A 16,094-nucleotide genomic window follows, 5' to 3' on the forward strand; every position below is an offset into this window, starting at 1 on the left:
CCCCACAAGGGGGAGGGAACGCTGCCGCGCGCCTTCCTTCTTCGGCGCCGAAAGGCAGGCAATTTGCCGAGGTCAGCGCCAACGGAAGACTCCCTCCCCCTTGTGGGGAGGGGTTAGGGGTGGGGGTACATCGTAGAGCGAAAGCCTTGGCTTTTCATCTGCGATTGCCCCGCGCTCCATGGGGAGAAGAATGCTACTCCACAATGCGATAGATGTTCCACAGGCTGGTGCCCGACACGACATAGGGCTCCATCTCCTTGCCCCATTTGGCGTGGGCCTCGATCTTGCCGATCTTGGCGAAAAACTCCTCCAGCTTCGCCAGGCTTTCAACCTGATGGTGCGACTCGACCGTCGCCTCCCGTGCGCCGATCGATCCGGTCATGATCTGGAACTCCAGCTCGGCGATGCCGACTTGCGAGCCGATCTCGCGCTCCCATTTTTTCAACAGTTCGAGCACGGTCTGCTTGTGCCCGAACTTGGCGTCGATCTGCCATCTGGCGCTGAACATCTGTCTTCTCCTCCATTATCGCGATTGAGTTCGCGGTTGATCTACTCGTCCCAGGCCTGCACGACGGTCTGCCGTGCGATCCGACCGTTCTTCAGCTCGAGCATCGCCGCGCAGAACACCTTGGTTCCGTCCGGATAGGCGCAGGCCTCGGTGAAAGCGAGGTTGTCGCCGTCGGCGATGGTGGTGTCGACCTTGTGGGTCATCGCCCGGCTGCAGATGTCGTCCCAGAACGTGCTGATTGCCGCGCGCCCCCGGATTTCGCGCGGCTTGCTCGGCGGATTGTTGCGGTCGATCACCCGCACCAGCGCGTCGTCGGCATAGAAGCTCGCCAGCATCTTTCCATCACGGCCTTCGATCGCCTTCTTGATCGCCGCGCCATCCACTGTTTGAGACTTCGTCAACATTTTCTCCTCCATGTGCCCGCCTTCAATATCAGGCGATTGATGATCAAAAGCGCCGCCCGACGCTCATCGCCGGGCAGAAGGCGTCGAGGCGTTCCGGTGCGTCGATTTGGTCGGAAAGGCCGGTGCCGCGCTTGTCGAACAGGATCAGCCGCGAGAACGCCGAAAGCCGCTTCAACAGACGGCTGTAGCCCTCGTCTTCCCAATGCAGGTCGAGATTGGAGATGAAGCCCGGCACAAAAACGAGATCGAACGATCCCTGGCCGACCACCTGATAGGCGATCCGCACTTCACCGCTACGGGCGTATCGGGTCTCGATCGGCCTCACGCAATTACCCCGCCCGGCCAGACGACTTCCTGTCGTCAACCATAGCAGAGCCAAGCCGTTTGCGGCAGACAAACTTTAGCAGGTTGGAATATATCTGGCGGCCGGGAGGGTGCGCCAAGGCTATTTCAGTGGGGCCGCGCTCTCGGCCTGCGTAGGCTGGCTGTAACCAAGGCTCATGTCGGCTTGTTCAGACGTCTTTGGCCGCTTGATCCTGGCCGAAGCGGCCACCACGAGCTCATCGAAATTCTCGGTGCCGCTGTCCAGCATCTCGAAGAACTGCCGCCGCATCCTCGGCTCCCAGAACTTGTTGATATGCTCGGCCACGCCGGCTATGCCTTCCTCGCGCGGTTTGGAATGGAAAAAGGCCGCGATCTGATTGGCCATGCGCACCAGCTTTTCCCTGGTGCTGGTGATGTGGTCTTCGTCATGCGACATGCTTGGCAACTCCGCAAACCACCCGTTCGGGGTGGGTGAAAATATCGAAATCATCGCCGCGCACCAGCGCCACCAGCGTCATCCCGGCGGCGTCCGCCGTGCGGATGGCAAGGGCGGTCGGCGCCGAAACGGCGATGATGACGGCGGCGCCGATGGCTGCCGTCTTCTGCACCATCTCCACCGACACGCGAGACGTCACCACGACCGCGCCCGACGCGCCGGCAATGCCGGTTTTCGCCAGCGCTCCGGCCAGCTTGTCCAGCGCATTGTGGCGGCCGACATCCTCGCGCGCCATGACGATGCCTTTGCCGGGAACATAAAAACCGGCGGCATGGACCGCCCCGGTCTCCGTGTGCAGCGGCTGCACTTTCGACAAAAGCTCGACCGAGCGGACGATATCGTCGGCCTGAAGCGTAAGTTTTGACGAACCGACCGCATCGACCGAGCGCATCGCTTCCTCGATCGATTCGATGCCGCAGAGCCCGCAGCCCACCGGTCCGGCAAGCCGCCGCCGCCGCGCTTCGAAACGCGTATTGGCCTGATCCCTGAGCCGGATCTGGATGTCGATGCCGGCGCCATGATCCTCGACCTCAATCGCCTCGACCTCCTCAGGCGTGGCAATGATGCCTTCGGTCAGCGAGAAGCCGAGCGCGAAATCCTCGAAATCCGCGGGGCTCGCCATCATCACCGCATGCGTGGTGCCGGCGAAGGAGAACGCCACCGGCGTCTCCTCCGGCACCATGCGGTTCGAGGCCATGGTGCCGCTGGCGCGGAGCGCCAGCCGCGATACCTGCGTCGTTGCTTTGCGGCGCGCGGCCAAGACTTACTCCGCCGCTTCCAGCGGGGCGATGCGCCGGCTCTGGCGGGCCTGCTCGTTATAGTCCCTCTGCCAGTCGGTCGGGCCGTTGGACGGCGTCACCTGGACGGCAGTGACCTTGTATTCCGGACAGTTGGTCGCCCAGTCCGAGAAGTCGGTGGTGATCACGTTCGCCTGCGTGTCGGGGTGATGGAACGTCGTATAGACGACGCCTGGCGACACCCGGTCGGTGATCAGCGCGCGCAGCGTCGTCTCGCCCGAACGGCTCGCCAGCCGCACCCAGTCGCCTTCGCGGATGCCGCGGTTCTCGGCGTCGTGCGGATGGATCTCCAGCCGGTCCTCGGCATGCCACATCACATTCTCGGTGCGCCTCGTCTGCGCGCCGACATTGTACTGCGACAGGATCCGGCCGGTGGTGAGCAGCAGTGGGAAGCGCGGCCCGGTTCTCTCGTCCGTCGCCACATATTCGGTGCGGATGAACTTGCCCTTGCCGCGCACGAAGCCGTCGACATGCATGATCGGGGTGCCGAGCGGCGCCTTCTCGTTGCACGGCCACTGCACCGATCCGACGCGGTCGAGCAGCTCGAAGGAGACGTTGGCGAAGCTCGGCGTCGTCTTGGCGATCTCGTCCATGATCTCGGAAGGATGCTGGTAGTTCCAGTCCAGCCCGATCGCGCGGGCAAGCTCCTGCGTCGCCTCCCAGTCGGCATAACGCGCCTTCGGCTCCAGAACCTTGCGCACCATGTTGATGCGGCGCTCGGCATTGGTGAAGGTGCCGTCCTTCTCCAGGAAGGTCGAGCCCGGCAGGAACACATGCGCGTAGTTCGCGGTCTCGTTGAGGAAGAGATCGTGCACGACCACGCATTCCATCGCCGCAAGGCCGCCCGCGACATGCTTGGTATCAGGGTCGGACTGCAGAATGTCCTCGCCCTGGATGTAGATGCCCTTGAAGCTGCCGTCGACGGCGGCATCCAGCATGTTGGGGATGCGCAGGCCGGGCTCGTCGTCGAGCTTCACCCCCCACAGGCTCTCATAAATGTCGCGCACGGCTTCGCCGGAGATGTGGCGATAGCCCGGCAACTCGTGCGGGAAAGAGCCCATGTCGCATGAGCCCTGCACGTTGTTCTGGCCGCGCAGCGGGTTCACGCCGACGCCCGGTCGGCCGATATTGCCGGTGGCCATGGCGAGGTTGGCGATCGCCATCACCGTGGTCGAGCCCTGGCTGTGTTCCGTGACGCCGAGGCCGTAGTAGATCGCACCATTGCCGCCGGTGGCGTAGAGACGCGCAGCACCCCGGATCAGTTCGGGATCGACGCCGGACAATTTGCCGACGGTTTCGGGGCTGTTTTCCGGCAAGGCGACGAAGGAGGCCCAGTCCTGGAACTCCGCCCAGTCGCAGCGTTCGCGGATGAAAGCCTCATTGAACAGACCTTCGGTGACGACGACATGCGCCAGCGCCGTCAGCACAGCCACATTGGTGCCGGGCTTCAGCGGCAGGTGATAAGCTGCTTCGACATGCGCCGACTTGACCATCTCGGTGCGGCGCGGATCGAGCACGATCAGCTTTGCGCCCTGGCGCAGCCGCTTCTTCAGCCGCGAGGCAAACACCGGATGGGCCGAAACCGGATTGGCGCCGATGACCACGGCGACGTCGGTGAATTCGACGGAGTCGAAATCCTGCGTGCCGGCCGAGGTGCCATAGGTCTGGCCGAGCCCGTAGCCGGTCGGCGAATGGCAGACGCGCGCGCAGGTGTCGACATTGTTGTTGCGGAAGCCCTGCCGCACCAGCTTCTGGACGAGATAGGTCTCCTCATTCGTGCAGCGCGAGGAAGTGATGCCGCCGATCGCGGTGCGTCCGTACTGATACTGGATGCGGCGGAATTCCTTGGCGGTATGGGCGATCGCCTCTTCCCAGGTCACTTCGCGCCAGGGATCGGAGATTTTTTCCCGGATCATCGGCGACAGGATGCGGTCCTTGTGGGTGGCGTAGCCGTAAGCGAAACGCCCCTTCACGCAGGAATGGCCGTGGTTGGCCTTGCCCTCCTTGTAGGGCAGCATGCGGATCACCTCGTCGCCCTTCACCTCGGCTTTGAACGAGCAGCCGACGCCGCAATAGGCGCAAGTGGTGACGGCCGAGCGCTCCGGCAGGCCCTTCGCAAGGACTGTTTTCTCGCGCAACGCGTCGGTCGGGCAGGCCTGCACGCAGGCACCGCAGGACACGCATTCGGAAGCGATGAAATCCTCGTGCATGCCGGCGACCATGCGCGATTCGAAACCGCGGCCCTCGATGGTCAGCGCGAAGGTGCCCTGCACCTCCTCGCAGGCCCGCACGCAACGCGAGCAGACGATGCACTGCGCCGGATCATAGGTGAAATAGGGATTGGACTCATCGCGGGCGATATAGTCGACCGCCAGCGAGCCGTGGCCGGGCGCCACGCCGTTTTCCTGCTTGACGTGGTTGCGGCCTTCGACGCCGTAGCGGTTCTCGGCCAGGCCGACCGACTTCGCCACCGCGTCGAATTCGCTGGCGCCGGTTCCGGCCTTCTCATTCCATCCGGTCGGATGGTCGGATACGTAGAGTTCCATGACGCCGCGGCGAATGGCGTCGAGTCGCTCGGACTGCGTGTTGACCACCATGCCTTCGCCGACCGGCGTCGTGCAGGACGCCGGCGTGCCGCCGCGGCCTTCGATCTCGACCAGGCAGACGCGGCAGGAGCCGAACGAGTCCAGCATGTCGGTGGCGCAGAGCTTCGGGATTTCGACCCCGCCCTCCATCGCCGCACGCATGATCGACGTGCCTTCCGGCACGCTGATGCTGCGGCCGTCGACGGTCAGCGTGACCTGCTTTTCCGCATTGGATTGCGGGGTTCCGAAGTCGATCTCTTCGATGAGCGATGGGAAGTCGGCCTTGACGTTCATCTGCCAGCTCCTATTCAGCAGCCACGCGCGTTGGCGCCGGCTTGAAATCCTCGGGGAAATGCGTGATCGAGCTTATCACCGGGTAAGGCGTGAAGCCGCCCAGCGCGCACAGCGATCCGAACTTCATCGTGTTGCAGAGGTCGGTGACCAGAGCGAGGTTCTTCTCCGGCTCGATGCCGGCCGCGAGCCTGTCGATGGTCTCGACGCCGCGCGTCGAACCGATGCGGCAGGGTGTGCACTTGCCGCAACTCTCGATGGCGCAGAACTCCATGGCGAAGCGCGCCTGCTTCAGCATGTCGGCAGTGTCGTCGAATACGGTGATGCCGGCATGGCCGATCAGCCCGTCCTTGGCGGCGAAGGCTTCATAGTCGAACGGCGTGTCGAACAGCGCGCGCGGGAAATAGGCGCCGAGCGGCCCGCCGACCTGCACTGCCTTGACCGGACGCCCCGAGGCCGTGCCACCGCCGATATCGTCGACGATCTCGCCCAGGGTCATGCCGAAGGCCGCCTCGAACAGGCCGCCATGCTTGACGTTGCCGGCGATCTGGATCGGGATCGTGCCACGCGAGCGGCCCATGCCGTAATCCTTGTAGAAGGCCGCACCCTTGTCCATGATGATGGGCACCGAGGCCAGCGAGATGACGTTGTTGATCACCGTCGGCTTGCCGAACAGCCCCTGGATGGCCGGCAGCGGCGGCTTGGCGCGCACCACGCCGCGCTTGCCCTCCAGGCTGTTCAAGAGCGAGGTTTCCTCACCGCAGACATAGGCGCCGGCGCCGACGCGGATTTCCATGTCGAAAACGTTGGGCGAACCCAGCACATTGACGCCGAGCACGCCCGCCTTGCGGGCGACCTCGACAGCCCTGTTCATCGTCGCCACCGCGTGCGGATATTCCGAGCGGATATAGACGAAGCCCTTGGTCGCGCCGGTGGCGATGCCGGCGATCGCCATGCCTTCGATCAGCACGAAGGGGTCGCCCTCCATGATCATGCGGTCGGCGAAAGTGGCACTGTCGCCCTCATCGGCGTTGCAGACGATGTATTTGCGGTCGCCCGCCGTATCGAGCACCGTCTTCCACTTGATGCCGGTCGGGAAGCCGGCGCCGCCGCGGCCGCGCAGGCCTGACTCCGTCACCTGCTTGACGATGTCGGCCGGCGCCATGGCCACCGCGTTCTGCAACCCCTTCAGCCCGCCAAGCGACTTGTAGGCATCGAGCGACAGCGGGTCGTTGATGCCGCAGCGCGCGAAGGTCAGCCGCGTTTGCTTGGCCAGGAACGGGATCTTGTCGGGCGCACCCAGCCAGCGCTTGTGATGGCCGCCGGTGAGAAAGCCGCAATCGAACAGGCTCTTGACGTCCGATGGCTTGACCGGTCCGTAGGCGACGCGGCCATTGGCGGTTGCCACTTCGACCATCGGTTCGAGGAAATAGGCGCCGCGCGAACCGTTGCGCACGATCTTGGCCTCGATGCCGCGGTCGGCGAGTTCCTTCGCGATCGCCTTGGCGACCTTTTCCGCGCCGAGCGCCAGCGCGCCGGAATCGCCGGGAATGTAGATGCGGGGGATCATGAGCGCAGCTCCGCGACGATCTCTTCGATCTTCTCGTCATCGAGCCGCCCGATCACCTCGCCGTCCAGCATCGCCGATGGCGAACAGGCGCAAAGCCCGAGGCAATAAACCGGCTCGAGTGTCACCGAGCCATCGCGGGTGGTCTCGTGAAAACCGATGCCGAGCAACTGCTTGATCTTGGCGGCGACGGCGTCCGAACCCATCGACTGGCAAGCCTCTGCCTGGCAGAGCTTGAGCACGTGCCGGCCGGCCGGGCGGGCGCGGAAATCATGATAGAAGGTGACGACGCCGTGCACCTCGGCCCTGGAGAGGTTCAGCCCATCGGCGATGACGGGCAGTGCTTCCTGCGGCACATGGCCGAACTCTTCCTGGATGCCGTGGAGGATCGGCAGCAGCGGGCCTTCGAGGCCCTTCATCTCCTGGACGATCGCCGCCGTGCGCGACGCGATCTCGGTACTTGCTAGCTGCATCGTCATGCAGCGCCCTCCCTGGTCGATAGCGATTTGTCGCTAAGTCTTTACAAAATCAGAGGAAACCCGTGGAATCAATAAAGCTGTTTCGTCGCTTGATAGAAATCTTCTATCAAGCCGTTTCGACACGCATTGTTTAGCCTAGTGCTGGGCGCGGAAATCGTCCGCCAGCGCCATCGCCTCGTCCAGCAGCGCCGAGACCAGCGGCGTGTGCGGCTCGCGCGGCGTCGCCACCAGCCCGACTGTGTGGCTGGCATCCGGCTCGACGATCGGGATGGCCCGGATCGGCTCGGAAAAGCCGAATGTTTCCGCGAGGTTGAGCGGCATGATCGACGACCACTTGCCGGTGCGGATATGTGAAAACAGCACGATCATCGAATTGGATTCGAGCGTCGGCCGCACCTGAACGCCGGCTTCGGCCAGATGCTGGTCGATGATGCGGCGATTCTGCATGTCTGGCGTCAAAAGACAGAGCGGCAGCTGGCTGAGTTCGGCCCATGTCACTTTGTCGCGGTCGGAATAGGTGTTTCCGGTCGCGGTGATCAGTTGGTAGCGCTCGTCATAGAGCGGCACGCTGGTCACCCGGCCCAGCGGTTCGTTGTCGAGATAGGTGATGCCGGCGTCGATATCGAAATTGCCGAGCAGGGTCAGCACCTCGATCGAGGTCCGCGACAGCACCGAGAAAGTGACGCCCGGATGCTTCTCGCGGAACGGCGTCGTCAGCCGCGCCACCATGGCGAGCGCGGTCGGTACGGCGGCGATGCGGATGCGGCCCGACAGGCCGTGGCGCGCCGCCCGCATCTCCTCGCGCATCGTCCTGCTATCGCCGACGATGCGGCGCGCCCACACCAGCACCTGCTTGCCTTCCGGCGTCAGGCCCTGGAAGCGTGAGCCGCGCAGCACCAGCATCACGCCGAGTTGGCCCTCGAGCTGCTTGATCCCCGCCGACAGCGTCGGCTGGGTGACGCCGCACAACTCGGCCGCCCGGCCGAAATGCTCTTCCCTGGCCAGCGCGATGAAGAACTCCAGCTTGTCGATCATGCCATCTTTCCGATCCTTTCGCCCAAGGTCGGGGAAATTGTGTCCCACCGCAAGCCGCACCTGCAATCGGCTCACATCCACATCTTTTAGCCGGCTTGCTGTTTCCCGCGGCGGAATGCGGCGCTATGTGGATGAAACGGCACGACGGGAGATCGAACATGCTGGGCTGGTTCCGCAAGCTGCTGCCGCGCGAAGATCGCTTCTTCGATCTGTTCGAGCAGCATTCCCGTACCGTGGTCGGCGGCGCTGAAGCGCTCCAGCAGCTTCTCCAGGGCAAGGACATCGACCGCTGGTGCCAGAAGATCATCGATCTCGAGGACGAGGCCGATCACATCACCGCCGAAGTCCTGCTTTCCGTGCGCCGCTCCTTCATCACGCCGTTTGATCGCGGCGACATCAAGGATCTGATTCAGTCGATGGATGACGCCATCGACATGATGCACAAGACCGTCAAGACGGTAAGATTGTTCGAGAAGAGGGAGTTCGATCCGCTGATGCAGGAGATGGGCGGCGTCATTGTCGATGCCGCCAAGCTGGTCGCCGAGGCGATCCCATTGCTCAGCAAGGTCGGCGCCAACAGCGCGCGCCTCAACGCCATCGCCGAGGAGGTCATGCGTGCCGAAGGCCGTGCTGACGATCTGCACGAGCAAGGCCTGAAGGACCTGTTCAAAAGGCATGGCCGCAGCGATCCCATGGCCTACCTGATCGGCAGTGAGATATATGGTCAGCTCGAGAAAGTGGTCGACCGTTTCGAGGACGTCGCCAACGAGATCAGCGGCATCGTCATCGAGAACGTGTAGTGGAAGCGACAATCGCCTTTCCCCTGCTGATCGGCCTTGTCGCCGTCGCGCTCTTCTTCGATTTTCTCAACGGCCTGCACGACGCCGCCAACTCCATCGCCACCATCGTCTCCACCCGGGTGCTGAGGCCGCATTATGCCGTGTTCTGGGCGGCTTTCTTCAACTTCATCGCCTTTATGTTCTTCGGCCTCCATGTTGCAGAAACAGTGGGAAAGGGCATCATCGATGCCAGCATCGTCACGCCGGCTGTGATCTTCGCTGCCCTTGTCGGCGCCATTGTCTGGAACATCGTCACCTGGATTGCCGGCATCCCTTCGAGCAGCTCGCATGCGTTGATCGGCGGCCTGGTCGGCGCCGGGGTTGCCAAGGCTGGCGCCGGCGCCATCGTCTGGTCTGGTCTTGGCAAGACCATTGCGGCCATCGTGCTGTCGCCAGCGACAGGGTTCCTGCTGGCTCTGCTCCTGGTCCTTCTCGTTTCCTGGCTGTTCGTGCGTCAGACTCCGTTTGCCGTGGACAGTACTTTCCGTGTCATGCAGTTCGTCTCCGCCTCGCTCTATTCGCTCGGGCACGGCGGCAACGACGCCCAGAAAACCATGGGCATCATCGCCGTGCTGCTCTATTCGCAAGGCATGCTGGGTGGAAGTTTCCATGTGCCGCTATGGGTCGTGCTCACTTGCCAGTCGGCATTGGCCCTGGGCACATTGTTTGGCGGCTGGCGCATCGTTCATACGATGGGCTCGAAAATCACGCGGCTGAACCCGATGCAGGGCTTCTGCGCCGAGACCGGCGGCGCGATCACGCTGTTCGCCGCCACATGGCTTGGTATCCCCGTTTCCACCACCCATACGATCACCGGCGCCATCATTGGCGTTGGTGCTGCCCGCCGCGTCTCCGCGGTGCGCTGGGGTATCGCCGGCAACATCGTCATCGCCTGGGTGGTGACCTTGCCTGCCACCGCCGCGATCTCGGCGCTCACCTACCTGGCGGTCAGCCTCGCAAGCTGACCTCGCGTCTGATGCCGTCGCCAGGAACTACCTGTCCACAAGGTTCAGTATATTGCCGTCCGGATCCTTGAACCAGGCAACCTTCATGCCGTGACCGACGTGGATATCGCCTTCCATCGTCGTGCGAGGCATGTCGTAGTGCTCGAAAACAACACCCTTCGATTTCAGCGCCTTGACGATGTTGCCGATCTCGTCGCCGACCATCCAGGTCACCGCCGTCGCCTTGTTGGTGCCGGCGAATTCCGAGTGATACACATTGATGCTGGTGTCGCCGCTTTTGTAGACGATCAGTTCGCCACCCTCATTGTGAACCTCCGTCAAACCCAGGATGCCGTGGTAGAAGGCCTTGGCCCTGGTCAGGTCCTTCACTGCGAGGTTTGCTGTTGCGTTGCTATTTGCCAGCATGACAGTCTCCTTTCCTGCTTGGGCACGTCCGAAAGCCCAGGAAATAGGGTCGCTTCGTCTTCTGGCGACCACTGCCTGCGCGGTCGGCGTGCGTCCTACCCCAAGGACGTTCGGCTCCCGCAAAACCCTACAAGCCAATGCAGGTTTTTGGGCGCACGCCACCCGGCGTGTCGTTCCGCCGCTTGGTTCTGCTCGGGAACTGCATTATCTCATGCGCAAAAGCAGAGGAAAAAGCTGATGCCCGCCCTCCAGGAAAACGTCACCAAGGAAATCGTCACCGAGCGCCTGAAGACGGTCAACGGCCCGGACTTCACCGGCAACATCGTCGATCTCGGCATGGTTTCCGAGATTTTCATTGCCGACGCCAAGGTCTTTTTCTCCATTACCGTTCCTGCAGCCCGCGCCCAGGAAATGGAGCCGCTGCGCGCCGCTGCCGAACGGGTGGTGAAGGCGATTCCAGGTGTCGCCGGCGCCGTGGTTGCGCTGACGGCGGAGAAGAAGGGTGGCGGCATGGAGGCCCCTGTTCCGCCGCGGCCTGCACCCAGGCCCGCGCCGCCAGCCGCACCCACGCGACCGGCGCCCCAGGCGCCCGCCTCACACAGCCAGGGCAAGCGCGGCGTGCCTGGCATTGAGGCGATAATCGCGGTGGCCTCCGGCAAGGGCGGCGTCGGCAAGTCGACCACCGCCGTCAACCTCGCGTTAGGCCTCGCCGCCAACGGCCTGAAGGTCGGCGTGCTCGACGCCGATATCTACGGCCCGTCCATGCCGCGGCTGCTCAATATCCACGGCCGCCCGCAGACCGTCGACGGCAAGATCCTGAAACCCATGCAGAATTACGGCCTGAAGGTGATGTCGATGGGCTTTCTCGTCGACGAGGAGACGCCGATGATCTGGCGCGGGCCGATGGTGATGTCGGCGCTGACGCAGATGCTGCGCGAGGTCGAATGGGGCCCGCTCGACGTGCTCGTCGTCGACATGCCGCCCGGTACCGGCGACGCTCAGCTCACCATGGCCCAACAGGTGCCGCTGGCCGGGGCCGTCATCGTTTCGACGCCGCAGGATCTGGCGCTGATCGATGCGCGCAAGGGTCTCAACATGTTCAAAAAGGTCGACGTGCCGCTGCTGGGCATCGTCGAGAACATGAGCTACTTCCTCGCCCCCGACACCGGCAAGCGCTACGACATTTTCGGCCATGGCGGCGCCCGCCGCGAGGCCGAACGTCTCGGCGTCACCTTCCTCGGCGAAGTGCCGCTCGAAATGGGCATCCGCGAGAGCTCGGATGCAGGCACACCAGTGGTCGTCTCGAAACCCGACAGCGCCGAAGCGAGAATCTACCGCGACATCGCATCGAAGGTCTGGGGCCGGGTCAATGAGGAACGCGGAGCGGCCGAAGCGGCGGTGCCAAGCATCGTGTTCGAGTAATCGCTAAAGGGGAGGCTCAGCCACCCACCTTTTCGCCGAAGCTTGAAAAAAACTGTCCCGCCAGTTTCTTCGAGGTCGATTCGATCAGCCGGCTGCCAAGCTGCGCGATCTTTCCGCCGACATCGGCCTTGGCCGCGTATTTGAGGATTGTGGTATCCTCCCCATCTGATGTCAGCGTAACGTCGGCGCCGCCCTTGGCGAAGCCGGCAATGCCGCCCTTGCCCTCTCCCTGGATCGTGTAGGAGTGCGGCGGCTTGAGGTTCTTCAGGGTTACCTCGCCGTTGAACGTCGCCTTGATCGGCCCGATCTTCAGCACGACGGTCGCCGCCATCTCTGTATCCGACTTCTTTTCCAGGCTCTGGCAGCCGGGAATGGTTTGCCGCAGAATGTCCGGATCGTTCAGCGCTTCCCACACTTTCTGCAAGGGTGCGGCGATGCGCTCCTCGCCTTCAATCACCAAAGCCATCTAAATCTCCCCGGAAAAGACAGGCCCGAAGCTTATCGCATCGGCCCGAAAATCAGAATCGATTTTCGGAAAGCACGATGCGAAGACTCAAAAATGCTAGAGCGTACTTTGTGCGTCCAAGTGGACGCACGTCGCTCTAGCGCAGGGGTGCGGACATGTCTATCGCACCAAAGTGCGGGTCAGGATTGCGCGAGCCCCTTGCCTGCACTCGCGCATTGTCATATCGATTTGTCCTACAAATACGGAGACCATGATGGCAGGCGCCCCCACCGGAAAGAAGAAATTTCGCTCGCAGGAGTGGTTCGACAACCCCGACAATCCGGGCATGACGGCGCTTTATCTCGAGCGCTACCTGAATTATGGGCTGACGCGCGCCGAACTGATGTCGGGCAAGCCGCTAATCGGCATCGCCCAGACCGGCTCGGATCTGTCGCCCTGCAATCGCCATCATATCGAACTGGCCAAGCGCGTGCGCGAGGGCATCGTCTCGATGGGCGGCATCCCCTTCGAATTCCCGTGCCATCCGATTCAGGAGACCGGCAAGCGTCCGACCGCCGCACTCGATCGCAACCTCGCCTATCTCGGCCTGGTCGAGGTGCTCTACGGCTATCCGCTCGATGGCGTCGTGCTCACCATCGGCTGCGACAAGACCACGCCGGCGCTGCTGATGGCGGCCGCCACGGTCAACATTCCGGCGATCGCGCTCTCGGTCGGCCCGATGCTGAACGGCTGGCACAAGGGCAAGCGTACGGGGTCCGGCACCATCGTCTGGGAATCGCGCCAGCGCCTGTCGGCCGGCGAGATCGACTATGACGAGTTCATGGACATTGTCGCCTCCTCGGCGCCGTCCACCGGCTATTGCAACACCATGGGCACCGCCACCACGATGAATTCGCTGGCCGAGGCGCTCGGCATGCAATTGCCGGGCTCGGCCGCGATTCCGGCGCCTTATCGGGAGCGCGGCCAGATCGCCTATGAGACAGGCAAGCGCATTGTCGACATGGTGCACGAGGACCTGAAGCCGTCCGACATCATGACCCGCAAGGCCTTCGAGAACGCCATCGTCGTCAATTCGGCCATTGGCGGCTCGACCAACGCACCGATCCATCTCAACGCGATTGCCCGCCATCTCGGCGTGCCGCTCGACAATGACGACTGGCAGAAGATCGGCCTCAAGGTGCCGCTCATCGTCAATCTGCAGCCGACGGGCGAGTATCTCGGCGAGGACTATCATCACGCAGGCGGCGTGCCCGCCGTCGTCGCCGAACTGATGAAAGCCGGGTTGTTGCCTCATCCCGATGCCATGACTGTCAACGGCAAAACCATGGGCGACAATTGCAAAGGCGCCGTCAACGAGAATCTCGATGTCATTCGCACCGTCGCGGAGCCGTTGAAAGCCAATGCCGGCTTCATCAATCTCAGGGGTAATCTCTTCGATTCGGCGATCATGAAGACCAGCGGCATCTCGCCGGAATTCCGCGAGCGCTATCTGTCCAATCCGAAGGACCCCGAGGCTTTCGAGGGCAACGCCATGGTCTTCGACGGGCCGGAGGATTACCACGCCCGCATCGACGATCCGGCGCAAGGCATCGACGAGCATACCATTCTGTTCATGCGTGGGGCCGGCCCGATCGGCTATCCCGGTGGCGCCGAGGTCGTCAACATGCAGCCGCCGGCCTATCTCATCAAGAAGGGCATCCACGCGCTGGCCTGCATCGGCGACGGCCGCCAGTCGGGCACATCGGGCTCACCGTCGATCCTCAACGCTTCGCCCGAAGCGGCAATAGGCGGCGGGCTGGCGCTGCTGAAGACCGGCGACCGCGTCCGCATCGACCTGCGCAAGGGCACCGCCGACATCCTCGTCACCGATGACGAGATCACGCGGCGCCGCGCCGAGCTGCAGAACAATGGCGGCTATCACTATCCCAAGCACCAGACGCCCTGGCAGGAGATCCAGCGCGGCATGGTCGACCAGTTTTCGGCTGGCATGGTGCTGAAGCCGGCGGTAAAATATCAGGATGTCGCGCACACCAGCGGCGTGCCGAGGGACAATCACTGAACGCTGGAGCGCCGCGGCTGCACAAACGGCGGCTTGGTCCGGATCGAGCCGCCGCCGGTGCGTCGCTGCTCTACAAATAGCTGGTGATCGCAGGCGCTTCCATCTGCCGGTTGCGCTTGCCGTCCTCATAGACGATTGGTGCCGCAGCGAGCTCCTCTTCGGTGACGTCGTCGAGGCAGGCGACGTTCACCGCCCAGAAATTGCCGCCCATGAAGTCGAGATAGCCGCGCGAGAGAAAATTCGCGCCGCAGTTCGGGCACATATAGTGGTTGATGTCGCCTTCCGGCCAGTTGGACGGGGTCGCCTTGTATTCCCGCATACGGTCGCGTCCATCCGTCACCCTTACGGCTTCATAGGCTGCGAACGACTTTCGGTAGCCGAGTTTCCAGCAGAAGCTGCAATTGCATTTGCGGATACCCTCGGCGAGGTCGATATCGGCCTCGAAATGCACCGCGCCGCAATGGCAGCTGCCGTGATAGGTCTTTTTCATCGTCTTGCCTCGTGGTTCTTGAATTGTGCCGGCTGCGCCCGACAGGCCGCCGAGCGAGACTTCTTCTCAAATGCTCGCCAGACAGACGCCGAGCTTGTCCAGGCATTCGCTCCAGCCCTCAATATGAGAATCCCGGGTTTCGACGTCGGCGAACGGCTCCTGTCTGAAAGTCAGCCGTGTGCGGTCGCCCTCGGCGGCCATGGTCACCGTCACCATCGTCTCAAATCGACCCTGGACGTCGCCTTCGTCCCAAGCAAATGTGAACACGATGCGCTTTGCCACGACAATCTCGCGAAAGATCCCCGACATGGCATAGGTCTGGCCGTCAGGCCCGTGGATAAGGTGGCGGTAGCGTCCGCCTTCGCGGAATTCGAATATTTCCGTGGTCGAGGAGAAATTCCTTGGCCCCCACCAGCGCACCAGATGCTCCGGCGTCGTCCACAGCTCGAACACCAGATCCGGCGGTGCATCGAACAGGCGCGAAATCTCCAGTGCGTATTGCGCTGCTTCAGCTGTCTCAGTTCTTGCGGCCATCCGGGTCTCCCTTGGTCTGGATTTCGTTGAGATAGACGGCCATGCGATCGAAACTGTCGTCCCAGAAACGGCGATAGTGCTCCAGCCAACCGGAAACGTCCTTCAGCGGCCCAGCTTCCAGCCGGCACGGCCGCCACTGCGCCTCCCGTCCGCGCGTGATCAGTCCGGCGTGTTCCAGCACTTTGAGGTGCTTGGAAACTGCCGGCAGGCTCATGGCGAATGGGGCTGCCAGCTCATTCACGGTCGCTTCACCCAGTGCCAGCCTTGCCAATATGGCGCGCCGCGTCGGATCGGCCAGCGTGGCGAATGTCGTCGAGAGGTGGTCCATTGGCATGTCGATTAGCCTTGAAGTTAATTAACCTCTAAGTTAAATATAGTGGACCTATCCGCCTGTCAACCCAACGCAAGAGCCAGTGCAATCGAGCTGT

The 16,094-nt window shown here is 62.9% G+C and carries 18 protein-coding genes; 4 read left to right on the forward strand and 14 right to left on the reverse strand.

Annotated elements, in window-relative coordinates; translation table 11 throughout:
- Window positions 1–193: 193 nt before the first annotated feature.
- From CN311_RS16125 to CN311_RS16165, 9 genes are all read right to left on the reverse strand, one after another.
- A complete protein-coding gene (locus CN311_RS16125) occupies window positions 194–508 on the reverse strand; it encodes a hypothetical protein (protein ID WP_097574766.1) in 315 nt (104 codons plus the stop codon).
- A 41-nt stretch (window positions 509–549) separates the two neighbouring features.
- Window positions 550–912, reverse strand: coding sequence for a nuclear transport factor 2 family protein (locus CN311_RS16130; protein ID WP_097574810.1), 363 nt, complete (start codon window positions 910–912; stop codon window positions 550–552).
- 43 nt (window positions 913–955) lie between these two features.
- Window positions 956–1,237, reverse strand: a complete 282-nt coding sequence (locus CN311_RS16135) for an alpha/beta fold hydrolase (protein ID WP_245440847.1) — start codon at window positions 1,235–1,237, stop codon at window positions 956–958.
- A 120-nt stretch (window positions 1,238–1,357) separates the two neighbouring features.
- Window positions 1,358–1,672, reverse strand: a complete 315-nt coding sequence (locus tag CN311_RS16140; protein WP_097574767.1) for a formate dehydrogenase subunit delta — start codon at window positions 1,670–1,672, stop codon at window positions 1,358–1,360.
- On the reverse strand, window positions 1,662–2,492 hold the full coding sequence (gene fdhD / locus CN311_RS16145; protein ID WP_097574768.1) for a formate dehydrogenase accessory sulfurtransferase FdhD: 831 nt from the start codon (window positions 2,490–2,492) through the stop codon (window positions 1,662–1,664). Before fdhD ends, CN311_RS16140 begins: the two co-directional genes overlap by 11 nt.
- 3 nt (window positions 2,493–2,495) lie before the next feature.
- Window positions 2,496–5,408: a formate dehydrogenase subunit alpha gene (fdhF, locus tag CN311_RS16150; RefSeq protein ID WP_097574769.1), complete on the reverse strand. Its 2,913-nt coding sequence runs from the start codon at window positions 5,406–5,408 to the stop codon at window positions 2,496–2,498.
- A 10-nt stretch (window positions 5,409–5,418) separates the two neighbouring features.
- On the reverse strand, window positions 5,419–6,975 hold the full coding sequence (locus tag CN311_RS16155) for a formate dehydrogenase beta subunit (RefSeq protein ID WP_097574770.1): 1,557 nt from the start codon (window positions 6,973–6,975) through the stop codon (window positions 5,419–5,421).
- Window positions 6,972–7,451 carry a formate dehydrogenase subunit gamma gene (locus CN311_RS16160; RefSeq protein ID WP_097574771.1) on the reverse strand — a complete coding sequence of 160 codons (480 nt, stop codon included), beginning with the start codon at window positions 7,449–7,451 and terminating at the stop codon, window positions 6,972–6,974. The genes CN311_RS16155 and CN311_RS16160 overlap by 4 nt, the downstream gene beginning before the upstream one ends.
- A gap of 135 nt (window positions 7,452–7,586) precedes the next feature.
- Window positions 7,587–8,486, reverse strand: coding sequence for a LysR family transcriptional regulator (locus CN311_RS16165; RefSeq protein ID WP_097574772.1), 900 nt, complete (start codon window positions 8,484–8,486; stop codon window positions 7,587–7,589).
- A gap of 158 nt (window positions 8,487–8,644) precedes the next feature.
- On the opposite strand from CN311_RS16165, the gene CN311_RS16170 reads away from it, so the two are divergent.
- On the forward strand, window positions 8,645–9,286 hold the full coding sequence (locus CN311_RS16170; protein ID WP_097574773.1) for a DUF47 domain-containing protein: 642 nt from the start codon (window positions 8,645–8,647) through the stop codon (window positions 9,284–9,286).
- Complete coding sequence (locus CN311_RS16175) at window positions 9,286–10,290, forward strand: inorganic phosphate transporter (RefSeq protein WP_097574774.1); 1,005 nt, start codon at window positions 9,286–9,288, stop codon at window positions 10,288–10,290. The genes CN311_RS16170 and CN311_RS16175 overlap by 1 nt, the downstream gene beginning before the upstream one ends.
- Before the next feature lie 27 nt (window positions 10,291–10,317).
- On the opposite strand, the gene CN311_RS16180 is transcribed toward CN311_RS16175, so the two are convergent.
- Window positions 10,318–10,695, reverse strand: a complete 378-nt coding sequence (locus tag CN311_RS16180; protein WP_097574775.1) for a VOC family protein — start codon at window positions 10,693–10,695, stop codon at window positions 10,318–10,320.
- A 237-nt stretch (window positions 10,696–10,932) separates the two neighbouring features.
- Here CN311_RS16180 and CN311_RS16185 point away from each other — a divergent pair, with 237 nt between their 5' ends.
- Window positions 10,933–12,117 (forward strand): Mrp/NBP35 family ATP-binding protein, encoded by a 1,185-nt coding sequence (locus CN311_RS16185; RefSeq protein WP_097574776.1) that lies wholly within the window; start codon window positions 10,933–10,935, stop codon window positions 12,115–12,117.
- A 16-nt stretch (window positions 12,118–12,133) separates the two neighbouring features.
- On the opposite strand, the gene CN311_RS16190 is transcribed toward CN311_RS16185, so the two are convergent.
- Window positions 12,134–12,583: an SRPBCC family protein gene (locus CN311_RS16190; protein ID WP_097574777.1), complete on the reverse strand. Its 450-nt coding sequence runs from the start codon at window positions 12,581–12,583 to the stop codon at window positions 12,134–12,136.
- Between the two features lie 253 nt (window positions 12,584–12,836).
- Here CN311_RS16190 and CN311_RS16195 point away from each other — a divergent pair, with 253 nt between their 5' ends.
- Window positions 12,837–14,642, forward strand: coding sequence for an IlvD/Edd family dehydratase (locus CN311_RS16195; RefSeq protein WP_097574811.1), 1,806 nt, complete (start codon window positions 12,837–12,839; stop codon window positions 14,640–14,642).
- A gap of 70 nt (window positions 14,643–14,712) precedes the next feature.
- Here the strand turns inward: CN311_RS16195 and CN311_RS16200 are convergent, their stop codons facing one another.
- The 3 genes from CN311_RS16200 to CN311_RS16210 form a co-directional block, all read right to left on the reverse strand.
- On the reverse strand, window positions 14,713–15,132 hold the full coding sequence (locus CN311_RS16200) for a GFA family protein (protein WP_097574778.1): 420 nt from the start codon (window positions 15,130–15,132) through the stop codon (window positions 14,713–14,715).
- A gap of 66 nt (window positions 15,133–15,198) precedes the next feature.
- Window positions 15,199–15,666 (reverse strand): SRPBCC family protein, encoded by a 468-nt coding sequence (locus CN311_RS16205; RefSeq protein ID WP_097574779.1) that lies wholly within the window; start codon window positions 15,664–15,666, stop codon window positions 15,199–15,201.
- Entirely contained in the window at window positions 15,650–15,994 is a 345-nt protein-coding gene (locus CN311_RS16210; RefSeq protein WP_208866513.1) for an ArsR/SmtB family transcription factor, read from the reverse strand. Before CN311_RS16210 ends, CN311_RS16205 begins: the two co-directional genes overlap by 17 nt.
- Between the last annotated feature and the right edge of the window lie 100 nt (window positions 15,995–16,094).

The organism is Mesorhizobium sanjuanii (assembly GCF_002529485.1).
Classification (GTDB): domain Bacteria; phylum Pseudomonadota; class Alphaproteobacteria; order Rhizobiales; family Rhizobiaceae; genus Mesorhizobium; species Mesorhizobium sanjuanii.

Coding starts and splice junctions, on each gene's coding strand:
- CN311_RS16125 (WP_097574766.1), bottom strand. CDS start 508: ATGTTCAGCGCCAGATGGCAGATCGACGCCAAGTTCGGGCACAAGCAG.
- CN311_RS16130 (WP_097574810.1), bottom strand. CDS start 912: ATGTTGACGAAGTCTCAAACAGTGGATGGCGCGGCGATCAAGAAGGCG.
- CN311_RS16140 (WP_097574767.1), bottom strand. CDS start 1,672: ATGTCGCATGACGAAGACCACATCACCAGCACCAGGGAAAAGCTGGTG.
- fdhF (WP_097574769.1), bottom strand. CDS start 5,408: ATGAACGTCAAGGCCGACTTCCCATCGCTCATCGAAGAGATCGACTTC.
- CN311_RS16155 (WP_097574770.1), bottom strand. CDS start 6,975: ATGATCCCCCGCATCTACATTCCCGGCGATTCCGGCGCGCTGGCGCTC.
- CN311_RS16160 (WP_097574771.1), bottom strand. CDS start 7,451: ATGACGATGCAGCTAGCAAGTACCGAGATCGCGTCGCGCACGGCGGCG.
- CN311_RS16165 (WP_097574772.1), bottom strand. CDS start 8,486: ATGATCGACAAGCTGGAGTTCTTCATCGCGCTGGCCAGGGAAGAGCAT.
- CN311_RS16170 (WP_097574773.1), top strand. CDS start 8,645: ATGCTGGGCTGGTTCCGCAAGCTGCTGCCGCGCGAAGATCGCTTCTTC.
- CN311_RS16180 (WP_097574775.1), bottom strand. CDS start 10,695: ATGCTGGCAAATAGCAACGCAACAGCAAACCTCGCAGTGAAGGACCTG.
- CN311_RS16185 (WP_097574776.1), top strand. CDS start 10,933: ATGCCCGCCCTCCAGGAAAACGTCACCAAGGAAATCGTCACCGAGCGC.
- CN311_RS16190 (WP_097574777.1), bottom strand. CDS start 12,583: ATGGCTTTGGTGATTGAAGGCGAGGAGCGCATCGCCGCACCCTTGCAG.
- CN311_RS16195 (WP_097574811.1), top strand. CDS start 12,837: ATGGCAGGCGCCCCCACCGGAAAGAAGAAATTTCGCTCGCAGGAGTGG.
- CN311_RS16200 (WP_097574778.1), bottom strand. CDS start 15,132: ATGAAAAAGACCTATCACGGCAGCTGCCATTGCGGCGCGGTGCATTTC.
- CN311_RS16205 (WP_097574779.1), bottom strand. CDS start 15,666: ATGGCCGCAAGAACTGAGACAGCTGAAGCAGCGCAATACGCACTGGAG.
- CN311_RS16210 (WP_208866513.1), bottom strand. CDS start 15,994: ATGGACCACCTCTCGACGACATTCGCCACGCTGGCCGATCCGACGCGG.